Source organism: Pseudomonas sp. S2_H10 (assembly GCF_054668285.1).
Genome location: NZ_CP162754.1, coordinates 2096258 through 2107906, shown reverse-complemented (window position 1 = coordinate 2107906; position 11649 = coordinate 2096258). Strand labels below are relative to the sequence as shown.

At 60.4% G+C, this 11649-nt stretch carries 9 protein-coding genes, 4 tRNA genes and 1 pseudogene; 9 read left to right on the top strand and 5 right to left on the bottom strand.

The annotated features are described in order from the left end of the window. Positions 1-74 precede the first annotated feature (74 nt). The 3 genes from xopAW to AB4O16_RS09215 form a co-directional block, all read right to left on the bottom strand. A complete protein-coding gene (xopAW, locus tag AB4O16_RS09225) occupies positions 75-719 on the bottom strand; it encodes a XopAW family type III secretion system calcium-binding effector (RefSeq protein WP_460157575.1) in 645 nt (214 codons plus the stop codon). Between the two features lie 130 nt (positions 720-849). Continuing rightward, positions 850-1899, bottom strand: coding sequence for a sensor histidine kinase (locus AB4O16_RS09220; protein WP_160387302.1), 1050 nt, complete (start codon positions 1897-1899; stop codon positions 850-852). Next, a complete protein-coding gene (locus AB4O16_RS09215) occupies positions 1899-2657 on the bottom strand; it encodes a response regulator (protein WP_160387304.1) in 759 nt (252 codons plus the stop codon). The genes AB4O16_RS09220 and AB4O16_RS09215 overlap by 1 nt, the downstream gene beginning before the upstream one ends. Before the next feature lie 296 nt (positions 2658-2953). Between AB4O16_RS09215 and pyrF the strand changes: the two genes are divergently transcribed. After that, positions 2954-3652 (top strand): orotidine-5'-phosphate decarboxylase, encoded by a 699-nt coding sequence (gene pyrF / locus AB4O16_RS09210; protein WP_160387306.1) that lies wholly within the window; start codon positions 2954-2956, stop codon positions 3650-3652. A gap of 119 nt (positions 3653-3771) precedes the next feature. Here the strand turns inward: pyrF and AB4O16_RS09205 are convergent, their stop codons facing one another. Next, positions 3772-4776, bottom strand: coding sequence for an NADP-dependent oxidoreductase (locus tag AB4O16_RS09205; RefSeq protein ID WP_160387307.1), 1005 nt, complete (start codon positions 4774-4776; stop codon positions 3772-3774). Positions 4777-5014: 238 nt separating this feature from the next. Between AB4O16_RS09205 and AB4O16_RS09200 the strand changes: the two genes are divergently transcribed. The 4 genes and pseudogenes from AB4O16_RS09200 to AB4O16_RS09185 all read left to right on the top strand — a co-directional run bounded on the left by AB4O16_RS09200 (position 5015) and on the right by AB4O16_RS09185 (position 9401). Beyond that, positions 5015-5776: an SDR family oxidoreductase gene (locus AB4O16_RS09200; RefSeq protein ID WP_160387309.1), complete on the top strand. Its 762-nt coding sequence runs from the start codon at positions 5015-5017 to the stop codon at positions 5774-5776. Between the two features lie 165 nt (positions 5777-5941). After that, positions 5942-7327 carry an aminotransferase-like domain-containing protein gene (locus AB4O16_RS09195; RefSeq protein ID WP_160387311.1) on the top strand — a complete coding sequence of 462 codons (1386 nt, stop codon included), beginning with the start codon at positions 5942-5944 and terminating at the stop codon, positions 7325-7327. A 109-nt stretch (positions 7328-7436) separates the two neighbouring features. Continuing rightward, positions 7437-8543 (top strand): annotated as a pseudogene (locus AB4O16_RS09190) (HAMP domain-containing protein); the annotation flags it as partial. Next, positions 8520-9401, top strand: coding sequence for a methyl-accepting chemotaxis protein (locus AB4O16_RS09185; protein WP_460158046.1), 882 nt, complete (start codon positions 8520-8522; stop codon positions 9399-9401). The pseudogene AB4O16_RS09190 and the gene AB4O16_RS09185, both read left to right, overlap by 24 nt. A 569-nt stretch (positions 9402-9970) precedes the next feature. On the opposite strand, the gene AB4O16_RS09180 is transcribed toward AB4O16_RS09185, so the two are convergent. Beyond that, complete coding sequence (locus AB4O16_RS09180) at positions 9971-10729, bottom strand: hypothetical protein (RefSeq protein ID WP_178120610.1); 759 nt, start codon at positions 10727-10729, stop codon at positions 9971-9973. Between the two features lie 383 nt (positions 10730-11112). Between AB4O16_RS09180 and AB4O16_RS09175 the strand changes: the two genes are divergently transcribed. From AB4O16_RS09175 to AB4O16_RS09160, 4 genes are all read left to right on the top strand, one after another. After that, positions 11113-11188: transfer RNA gene (locus AB4O16_RS09175), tRNA-Glu, on the top strand. 2 nt (positions 11189-11190) lie between these two features. Beyond that, positions 11191-11266: transfer RNA gene (locus AB4O16_RS09170), tRNA-Gly, on the top strand. A gap of 104 nt (positions 11267-11370) precedes the next feature. Beyond that, positions 11371-11446, top strand: a tRNA-Glu gene (locus tag AB4O16_RS09165). Positions 11447-11449: 3 nt separating this feature from the next. Then, a tRNA-Gly gene (locus tag AB4O16_RS09160) sits at positions 11450-11525 on the top strand. Positions 11526-11649 lie beyond the last annotated feature (124 nt).

Genomic DNA, 11649 nt, shown 5'->3' with positions numbered 1-11649 from the left:
TGCTGGCGATGGCACTTCAAGACCGCCATCGCCGGCAAGCCGGCTCCTGCAATCCGATTCGCGAGCTTTTTGACTCAGGTCGCCACGTTCAGGTGTTTGCCCACGCTCGCCACGTTGTCCAGTGAGTATTGCTTGCTCAGGTTGGCGATCATTTTCTGCAATGCATCGTTGATGCTCGCCTGATCGGTGGTGCTGTCGGTGTTCTGTTCGCGACCGGCCTGCAGGGCCGCCTTGAGTTCGTCACTGCTGACGTCACCGCTGCTATCGCTGTCCAGCGCCTTGAGCAGCGCGGCACTGGTGTCGGTGCTGGTCGACGAATTGCTGCTGGCACTGCTCAGGCCATTACTCAGCTCATCGCTGCTGATAACGCCATCGCCGTCGGCATCCAGCGCGCTGATCAGTGCGTCAGCGAGGTCGGTATTGGGTGCCATATCGCCCGGTGGAGGCGGCGGGGGCGCCATCGTGGCCATTTCTTCGCTGCTCAGGCTGCCACTGCCATCGCTGTCGAGGTCGGTGAAATTCTTGCTCAGGCTGACCAGCAATCCGTCGTCGGATTTCTGCGACAACGCACTTTCGAGTTCATCCTGATCGACCGTACCGTCGGTGTTGCTGTCGAGTCTGGCCAGCAGGTCCTTCTGGAATTGCTGGCTGCGAGCGCTATTGGATGTGCTGTTGGTGCTGGTGTAGTTCGAGTAATTGCTGCTGATGCTACCGATCATCGGGCTCACTCCCTGGAAAGATAAACCGGTGGTGTACCGGCTGATCCAGACTCAAGGGGCGAGTTGTCGCGGGTATGTGGAGTTTGTACCGAGTGGTACACACAAAAAAGTCGCTGAACCTGTGGGTGGCTCAGGTTCGCGGCAGGCGAATCAGCGCTGTCAGGCCACCACCGGGGGTTTCTTCCAGTGTCAGTTGGCCGCCCATTCGTTGCGCGGCTTCGCGGGCAATGGTCATGCCCAGTCCAACGCCACCGGAGTTGCGATTACGCGAGCCTTCAAGGCGAAAGAAGGGTTCGAACACGGCTTCACGTTGTTCGGCGGCGATACCCGGGCCATGGTCGATGACCCGAATCACCAGTTGTTCGCGCTGGTCCTCCAGAGTGATCAGCGCCTGTCCGGCGTAGCGCAGGGCATTGTCCATCAGGTTGTTGATGCAAGAACGCAAGGCCATCGGCTGAACCTGCAGGGGCGCGCAGTGGCCGCTGGCCTGGACGTTTGCGCCCTGGTCCTGGGCGTTTTCGCTCAGGGACTCCACCAGTGCCTGCACGTCCATCCACTGCGGGGCTTCGCTGGTGCGCTGTTCATGCAGGTAGGTGAGGGTGGCGTCGAGCATGCTGATCATGTCGTCGAGGTCCTGGCGCATCTGGCCTTGCAGCTTGTCGTCGTCGATTTTCTCCAGCCGCAGTTTGAGCCGTGACAGCGGCGTACGCAGGTCGTGGGACACGGCGCCGAGCATGCGTGAGCGCTGCTTGACCTGTTCCAGGATGCGCCGCTGCATTTTGTTGAACGTGTGCGCCGCCTGCCGTGCTTCCCGTGGCCCGGACTCTTCCAGTGGCGGGCTGTCGAGGTTTTCGCTCAAGCGCTCGGCCGCATCGCTCAGACGCTGGATCGGTCGACTCAGGAGTTTGGCGCCGTACCAGGCGGCAATGATCAGCGAGACCAATTGAAAGGTGAGCGGCACCAGGGGGCCGCCGAACCATGGCCGTGGTGGCCGCTTCTCGAAGCGCGGGTCCAGTGGCGGACGTGGCCCGTCCAGGCCTTCGGAAAACTCCGCAGGAGGCGGCGGTGGCGGTGGGCCGTAATGATGAAACCAGGCGAACGCCAGCAGGTGCGCGAGGATAATCGCCAGCAACAGCACGCCAAACAGGCGGCCGAACAGCGTATCGAAGCGCCCGCGCATCAGCCGATGTCTCGGGCATCGAACAGGTAGCCCTCGCCGCGAACGGTCTTGATCAACTGCGGAGCCTTGGGATCGTCGCCGAGTTTCTGGCGCAGGCGCGACACCAGCAGATCGATGCTGCGGTCGAAGGCTTCGATCGAACGACCGCGAGCGGCGTCCAGCAGTTGTTCGCGGCTGAGCACGCGACGCGGACGCTCGATAAATACCCAGAGCAGGCGGAATTCGGCGTTGGACAGCGGCACCACCAGGCCATTGTCGGCAATCAGTTGGCGCAATACGCTGTTCAGGCGCCAATTGTCGAAACGAATGTTCGCCCGCTGTTCGCTGCGGTCATCGCGCACCCGACGCAGGATGGTCTGGATTCGTGCGACCAGCTCGCGAGGCTCGAACGGCTTGGCCATGTAGTCGTCGGCACCGAGTTCGAGGCCGATGATCCGGTCGGTCGGTTCGCAGCGGGCGGTGAGCATCAGGATCGGAATGTCCGACTCGGCGCGCAGCCAGCGGCACAGCGACAGACCGTCTTCACCAGGCAGCATCAGATCGAGCACCACCACGTCGAAATGCTCCGCCTGCATCGCCAGGCGCATCGCGGCGCCGTCGGTGACGCCGCTGGCGTGGATGTTGAACCGAGCCAGGTAGTCGATCATCAGTTCGCGGATCGGGACGTCATCGTCGACGATCAGGGCGCGAATGCTCCAGCGTTTGTCGTCGCCTGGCGTTTTTTGGTCGTCGTTCACGGGTGCTGGGGTGTTGTGCATGCGTGCGTTCATCTGCCAGATAGGCTGCCAACCACAAAGATAGGCTGCGAGGTTGTGGTTCCAGCATAGGCGTCCGGCCCTGAGGCGGGAAGTGCTGTTGTAAGGACCCGTTGCGGTTGCCGAGGGTAGCGGGCGCGGGTGTTGCGGGCGTGTCATGTGTGTATCGAACTCGACACAATGGCTTCAGGGGCTAGTCTTGCCTGAGCCGTCTCGACGATTTACCGATCATCGGGTCCCGCAGCGGCGCTGGTTCCGCTACAATGCGCGCCGATTTCGACTTGCCTGAGAGCCCACTCATGTCCGCCTGCCAGACTCCTATCATCGTCGCCCTGGATTTCCCTACCCGTGACGCCGCACTGAAGCTGGCCGATCAGTTGGACCCGAAGCTGTGCCGGGTCAAAGTCGGTAAGGAACTGTTCACCAGCTGCGCCTCGGAAATCGTCGGCACCCTGCGCGACAAGGGTTTCGAAGTGTTCCTGGACCTCAAGTTCCACGACATCCCGAACACCACCGCGATGGCCGTCAAGGCGGCTGCGGAAATGGGCGTGTGGATGGTCAACGTGCATTGCTCCGGCGGTCTGCGCATGATGGCCGCGTGCCGTGAAGTGCTGGATCAGCGCAACGGTCCGAAACCGCTGTTGATCGGCGTGACCGTATTGACCAGCATGGAGCGTGAAGACCTGGCGGGCATCGGCCTGGACATCGAGCCACAAGAGCAGGTGCTACGCCTGGCCGCCCTGGCGGAGAAAGCCGGGATGGATGGCCTGGTGTGCTCGGCCCTGGAAGCCCAGGCGCTGAAAACCGCGCACCCGTCGCTGCAACTGGTAACTCCGGGGATTCGCCCGGCGGGCAGCGCCCAGGACGATCAGCGTCGTATCCTCACCCCGCGTCAGGCGCTGGATGCCGGTTCCGACTATCTGGTGATCGGCCGTCCGATCAGCCAGGCGGCAGATCCGGCCAAGGCACTGGCTTCGGTTGTGGCCGAATTGGCTTAAACACCAACCCTGTAGGAGCGAGCCTGCTCGCGATGGTCGTCAACGATGGCGCGCATATCATGGATAAACGCGGTGTCTTTGAGTTCTTCGCGAGCAGGCTCGCTCCTACAAGGGCTGTGTCAGACCTTCAGTACCAGCTTTCCGAAATTCTCCCCGCTGAACAATTTCATCAGCGTTTCCGGGAAGGTCTCCAGTCCTTCGACGATGTCTTCCTTGCTCTTGAGTTGGCCCTTGGCCATCCAACCGGCCATTTCCTGAGCGGCGCTGGCGTATTGGGCGGCGTAGTCCATCACCACAAAACCTTCCATGCGCGCACGGTTGACCAGCAGTGACAGGTAGTTGGCCGGTCCCTTGACCGCTTCCTTGTTGTTGTACTGGCTGATGGCTCCGCAAATCACCACGCGGGCTTTCATGTTCAGACGGCTCAACACCGCATCAAGGATGTCGCCACCCACGTTATCGAAATACACGTCGACGCCTTTCGGGCACTCGCGCTTGAGGCCGGCGAGGACGTCCTCGTTCTTGTAGTCGATAGCGCCATCGAAACCCAGTTCATCGATCAGGAACTTGCACTTGTCCGCGCCGCCGGCGATGCCGACGACACGGCACCCTTTGATCTTGGCGATCTGCCCGGCGATGCTGCCCACGGCGCCGGCCGCACCCGACAACACCACGGTGTCGCCGGTCTTCGGAGCGCCGACGTCGAGCAGGGCAAAGTACGCGGTCATCCCGGTCATGCCCAATGCGGACAGGTAACGTTCAAGAGGTGCCAGTTTCGGATCGACCTTATAGAAACCTCGTGGCTCGCCGAGGAAATAATCCTGCACACCAATGGCGCCATTCACGTAGTCCCCGACCGCGAACCCCGGGTTGTTCGATGCAATGACCTTGCCTACACCCAAGGCGCGCATGACTTCACCCAGGCCTACCGGCGGGATGTAGGACTTGCCTTCGTTCATCCAGCCGCGCATGGCCGGGTCCAGGGACAGGTATTGGTTTTCGACCAGGATCTGACCCGCCGCCGGTTCGCCGACCGGTACTTCCTGGTAAGTGAATGTCTCGCGGGTCGCCGCGCCAACCGGACGTTTGGCGAGCAGGAATTGGCGATTGGTCAGGGAGGTCATGGGGCAGGCACTCAAAGTGAATGAAGCCTTGTTGATAGCCCGTCAGCGCCGATGCCGCAAGTTCGGCTGATGCGGCGAATGCATGCTGATCCAGTGCAGTGATAGTTGGTACGGAAGTTCCATCACTGCAACTCATGGGGGCCCAACCGGAGTCTTGATAGTGCTGCCGTGTTCAAGACCGTCATGGCTAGACTGGTCCTGCGCGATCTTCCGCTTTCATCTCTTCGAGGACATAACAATGAGCATGACGTTTTCCGGCCAGGTGGTCGTGGTGACAGGCGGGGCCGCCGGTATTGGCCGCGCGACCGCACAGGCATTCGCCGCCGAGGGCCTGAAGGTCGTGGTTGCCGATATGGACGCGGCGGGCGGAGAGGGCACGGTGGAGCTGATTCGTACGGCCGGTGGCGAAGCGACCTACGTGCGCTGCAACGTTACCCTGGAAAGCGACGTAAAAAACCTGATGGATGAGGTGATCAATACTTACGGTCGTCTCGACTATGCCTTCAACAATGCCGGCATCGAAATCGAGAAAGGCAAGTTGGCCGAAGGTACGCTCGATGAGTTCGACGCGATCATGGGCGTCAACGTCAAAGGCGTGTGGTTGTGCATGAAATACCAGCTGCCGTTGCTACTGGCGCAAGGGGGCGGCGCGATCGTCAATACGGCATCGGTGGCCGGCCTTGGGGCCGCGCCGAAAATGAGCATCTACGCAGCCTCCAAGCATGCGGTGATCGGTCTGACCAAGTCGGCAGCCATCGAGTACGCGAAGAAAAAGATCCGGGTCAACGCCGTGTGCCCGGCGGTGATCGACACCGATATGTTCCGTCGTGCTTATGAAGCCGACCCGAAAAAAGCCGAGTTCGCCAACGCCATGCACCCGGTCGGTCGCATCGGCAAGGTCGAAGAGATCGCCAGCGCGGTGCTGTACCTGTGCAGCGATGGCGCGGCGTTCACTACCGGCCATTCGCTGGCGGTGGATGGTGGCGTTACTGCCTTTTAACAAGTGACGCACCGCCGCTCCCGCAGGTTTTTTGGTTTCACAAAGGGATCGGGCAATGTGTTGCAAATGATTAGTTCGAATGTTTTTGGCGGCGTTGTCGCACATGCCTTCGAATACTCCTGTGATTAACTGTTTGTCGCAAAAAAAACAGGAGTTTGCTTGCTCATGGAGTTGAGAATCGACCGACAGGCGCTGGTGCCCGTCGTACAGCAAATTGTCGATGCGCTGACCTGCTGGCTTCAGTCCAGTGGGATGTCGCCCGGTACGCGCCTGCCTTCGGTGCGACAGATAGCTCGGATCAATTTGCTCAGTCAGTCAGCCGTCGCTCAGGCGTGTGAGCGTCTGGTGACGCAGGGAGTGCTGGCGTCAGGCCATGGGCCTGGCTATAGGGTTGCCAATCCGGCATTGGCCACGGGGGCAAGGCGAGAGTCTGCGTGGTTCGAGGGGACGGAGCCCGAGTGTGGGGCTTTGTCGGATGGGTTGAGGCTGGGCTGTGGCGGGCTGCCTGAAAGCTGGCGCGAGACCGACGATTTGATTTACGCGATCCAGCAAGTCAGTCGTACCGATACGGCCAGCCTGTTCAACTACAGCACGCCGCTGGGTTCGCCAGCCTTGCGACAACAGATACTCAAGCGCCTCAGGCAGCTGGACATCCGCGTGCAGGACAACCGGATCATGACCACCGCAGGTGCCAGTCAGGGCCTGGACCTGATTGTGCGGACACTGTTCAAGCCCGGTGATTGTGTGGTCGTGGAGAGTCCCGGTTATCCGGTGTTGTTCGATCTGCTCAGGCTGCACGGCATTCAAATGGTCCATGTGCCGCGAACGCCGCGCGGGCTGGACGTGGAGGCGCTCGAATCGGTGCTGGTCGAGCACCGGCCTCAAGGGTTGCTCATCAATAGCTTCTATCACAACCCCACCGGAACCAGTCTGGCGCCGGTGGTGGCGCGCCGCGTGCTGCAGTTGGCGAGGAGTTTTGGCGTGCAGGTGATCGAAGACGACGTTTATGCGGACTTGCGCAGCGGTTCCGGTACGCGACTGGCTGCGCTGGACGACAGCGTGATTTATGTGGGCAGCTATTCCAAGACCCTCAGCAGTTCGCTGCGGGTCGGTTTTGTGGTGGCCGGTTGCGCAGTCATTGCGCGGCTGGCCGAGGTCAAGATGATCACCGGCATGGGAGCCTCGCGGTTTTGCGAGTCGGTGCTGGCGTGCCTGTTGGCCAATGGTGCCTACGGCAAACTGGTGCAACGCCAGCGCCAACGTTTGAACAACGACCGGCTGGCGGTGCTGCAAATGCTCGAGGACGCCGAGTGGGAGGTTTTCGGCAAGCCGGCGGGAGGCTTGTTCATCTGGGCGCGCTCACAAATGTCGGACTACGATCAGGTGCGGGCCCAGGCGCGGCGTCTGGGTGTATTGCTGTCGTCGAAGACGGCCTTCAACCCCTCGGGTGAAGCCAGTGACTGGCAGCGTATCAACGTGGCCTATGCCTGCGACTCGCGTGCCCGTGCGTTCTTTCAGGCCACTGCTCGGGATCGACCTCAAGCGTTCTGAAAACGACGCTGGCGTAGCTTTTTGCCATTATTCCGGCGCCAGAGCCTTGTGTTGCTACTGGCCCGTTGCGAATCTGCGTCTACAGACTTTGGCAGGGGACTAAGTGCAAATGATTTCGGCCGTGCAAGGACGTTTTGCCAACCTCGGTATGGCGAAAAAACTGGGTGTCGGGTTTGTCCTGGTGCTGTTGTTGACTGCACTGGTGGCAGGCATTGGCGTCTGGTCCCTGCAAACCATCAGTCAGCGCTTCGACGGGCTCAAGCAGATGTCATCGCTCAACAGCGGTTTGCTCAAGGTACGGCTGCTGGAGCAGGAGTACGCCTTGCACGGCAATCCGAAAACCGTCGATGCCCTGCACGAGGGCGTCGATGGTCTGATCGCCCTGGCCAGCCAGCTCAAGGCCGCGTCGGCGGCCAACGTACCGGTGATGAATGATGTCGAACAGTCCCTGGGTGCCTATCGCAAGGCCTTCGACGAGTTTGTCTCGCTCACCCAGGCCAAGGACCTGGCGCTGGAAATGGCCAGTTGGTCGGTGTCCAGCGTGGCCAACAATCTGGATGTACTGCAATCCGGGCTCGCCGATGACGGCGCCTATACGCTCAAGGACTCCGAGGGCAAGGACGGTGCGCAATTCATCGAACAGGCCAGTCAGGTCAGCCAGGTTTCACGCCTGATGCTGCAAGCCATGAATGAAGCGCGCGTGCGTCTGGATCAAAGCCGCAAGAGCGACGACAGCGCCGGGCAGGGCAAGATCGAACAGGCCAGCCAGGCCCTGGCCCAGGCCGAGCAGCTCAAGACCACGGTCAAGGACGAGGGTTACCAGACCGTGCTCAACGAGGTGGCGGGTCATATCGCCAGTTTCAGTGAAAAACTCTCCGAGTACACCGGCCTGCTGGAACAGGAAAAAACCGTCTATCAACAATTGCACCAGCGTGCCGCCCAAGTGGTCGAGCGCGTGGATCAGGCTTATGTCGCGCAAGACCAGGCGATGCAGGCCGAACTGAAAAAGAACTCGATGCTGATCCTGGCCTCTTCCGCCCTGGCGTTGCTGGTCGGGCTGGTTGCCGCGTGGTTCATCACCCGCGTGATCGTGGCGCCGCTGCGCAGTGTGATTCATGTGGCGCAGCAGATTGCCTCGGGGGATTTGAGTGCGACCATTGACGTGACCCGGCGTGACGAAATCGGCCAGTTGATGCAGGCAATGCAGCAAATGGGCGCGGGGCTCAGCCAAATCGTCAGCGGCTTGCAGGCGGGTATCGAACAGTTGGCCAGTTCCGCCCAATCGCTGTCGGCGGTCACTGAACAGACCAACCTCGAAGTCAGTACGCAGAAGGAAGAAACCGAACAGGTCGCCACCGCGATGAATCAGATGACGGCCACGGTGCATGATGTCGCGCGTAACGCAGAGGAAGCCGCCCAGGCTGCGCAAACGGCTGACGGCAAGGTTGAAACGGGTCAGCAGGTGGTGCGCCAGAGCATGGCGCGGATCGAACAGCTGGCGGATTCGGCGTCCTCGGCCAGTTCGAGCATCGAAAGCCTGAGTGCAGAAATCCAGAACATCGGCACGGTCTTGAGTGTGATCAAAAGCGTGGCGGAGCAAACCAACCTGCTGGCGCTGAACGCCGCAATCGAGGCGGCCCGGGCTGGCGAGCAGGGCAGGGGCTTTGCGGTGGTGGCCGATGAAGTGCGCGCACTGGCCAGGCGAACCCAGCAATCGACCGAGGAAATCGAACGCTTGGTCAGCGCTTTGCGCTCGGCGGCGCACTCGTCGGTGCAGCAGATCCAGAGCAGTGGCGAGTTGGTGAAGCTGGCGGTCAGCGATGCCTTGCAGACCGAGAGCGCGCTGGGCAGCATTGCGGCGGCGGTCTCGTTGATCCAGCAGATGAACCAGCAGATTGCCGCGGCGGCCGAGGAGCAGAGCTCGGTGGCTGAAGAGATCAACCGCAGTGTCACCAGCATTCGCGCCAGTGCCGATCAGTCATCGCTGGCAATGCAGGGCAATGCGGCGTCCAGTATCGAGTTGGCACAACTGGGCGTTGAACTGAAGGGTATGGTGGGGCATTTCAGGCTTTGAGTCTTGCGGCGTTAATGGCCGGTGTTGGACTTGAAATGTACCCGGAACCCTGTGGGAGCGGGCTTGCCCGCGATGGCGGCGGGAAAGCCGACCAAGCGTTTGGATGGTGTGTATATCCAATTCTGCGGTAACGGCCACTTATGGTTTCGCCCTTACGGCGACTCACTTTTCCAAACGCCGAAAAGTAAGCAAAAGGCTTTGCCCCGGCGTCCGGCACCTCGCCTAGGCTCGGCGTACCTTCGCTCCGGTCCTGCTCCGTGGGCCCGCCGCCATCGGCCATCCATGGCCGGGGGCGGCTAGCCCGGCATCCATGCCGGGCTGCCCACTGCGCAGAACCTCCACTCAGCCTCCCGAAGGGGCGGGTGGATCAAAATCAAAAACGCTAGGCGAGCTAACGCTCGGCCTGTTGAGTGGTGAAGAGCTACGGGTGTACTCCTCTCAACAGTGTGGGAGCGGGCCTGCTCGCGATGATGGTCACGCAGGCGATGTATTTCCCCCCGGTTGTACTCGCCACCCAAACAAGACACCAAAAAAAAGCCACCTCTTGGTGGCTTTTCTGTTTTCACTGATCAGTCGTAGATCACTTTCTTCTTCCAGTCTGCGTCCGCCTCGACATCCTTGAGGCCTTCGGTCAACTGGTTGACCTCGCCTTCGACCGGTGCAATGCGATCCATGACCTGGTCATTGGCGCGGGCCAGGAGTTTTTCCAGGTACTCCAGTTGCTCGGCGTAGACCTGTGGCTCCTGTTGCTTGCGCAGGTATTGCACGCCGCGTTCGAATGCCAGGCGAGCCTGCCCGGGCTGGTTCTGTTGCAGGGAATGCTGGCCGAGGTTGTTGAAGAACTCGATGTGCAGCAGCACGAGAATGTGGCGCACCTCGCGGATCCAGCGTTTGGCTTCGTTCGGCGCCAGGAAGCCGTCCTGTGCCGCGCGGGTGATCTGGCCGTGCAGGGCTTCGAGCAGGAAGCGCACATCCTTGGCCTTGGCTTCGGTCTGGATCGGTGCCGGCGGATTGTTGACCGGGATCGATTCACCCTGGCCGACAAGGGTTTCCAGTTCGGCGATCCGTGCCTTGAGGTTGGCGCTGGATTTTTCAAGGTTGAGCAGGCGCTGGCAGACGTTCATTTCCAGGCGAGCCAACAACAGTTTAAGTGCCGGGGTCATCAACTGGCCGGGAAAAGTCTCGGTGATTTCGCCGCAGCGTCGCAGGCGATCGTTGAGCTCGATCTTGGTACGGGCCTTTTCCAGCTTGTTGTTTTCCACTACATGGTTCATGTAGCCAATGGCGATCAACAGCGCGATCCCGGCTACTACTAGCAGGGTGATCATGAGTGGCGTCACCGGTAAGACCTCTTTTTAGGGTACGCATGCGAGTTTAGTGGCTTGGCATATGAGCGCCTAGGCCCGCATGACGGGTTGGATCGGACATGCCTGCGCTTATATCGGCCGCAGCCGCGCTTCCATAAATGGTGGCACGCGATATACAGATTGCCATCACTGATGGACTATAACGTCTTGGCGGGTGTCAGAATATAGGCGTCAAACGCCGGGCAGCGGAAAAACCGCAAAGGCGTCCAAAAGCATGGCGAAGTCATTGATTTAAATAAATTTATATCAGGGGGTTGACGACCTCTCAATCCATCCATAGAATGCGCGCCACTTGCAGCGTAAAGCACACAGCGAAACGAAGCAGGGAGTGAATGTTGTAGTGTGTCCCCTTCGTCTAGTGGCCTAGGACACCGCCCTTTCACGGCGGTAACAGGGGTTCGAGTCCCCTAGGGGACGCCAATGCGGGAATAGCTCAGTTGGTAGAGCACGACCTTGCCAAGGTCGGGGTCGCGAGTTCGAGTCTCGTTTCCCGCTCCATTTTTAAACAGCGTTGCTTTCGGGCAGGGCTGAGTGAAACCAGAACCAAGTCTTCGGATGCGGATCTGGGCACCGAAACACACACCATGTGTTCCGGGCAGCGTGTCCCCTTCGTCTAGTGGCCTAGGACACCGCCCTTTCACGGCGGTAACAGGGGTTCGAGTCCCCTAGGGGACGCCATTTGCGGGAATAGCTCAGTTGGTAGAGCACGACCTTGCCAAGGTCGGGGTCGCGAGTTCGAGTCTCGTTTCCCGCTCCATATTTAACAAAAACGCCGCTCATTGAGCGGCGTTTTTGTTTGTCCTCGATTTATGCTCGACGCAAAAATAGGCCCGCCATTCTGACTGGGCGGGCCTTTTGCGTTTCGGGTAATGCTTGCATCG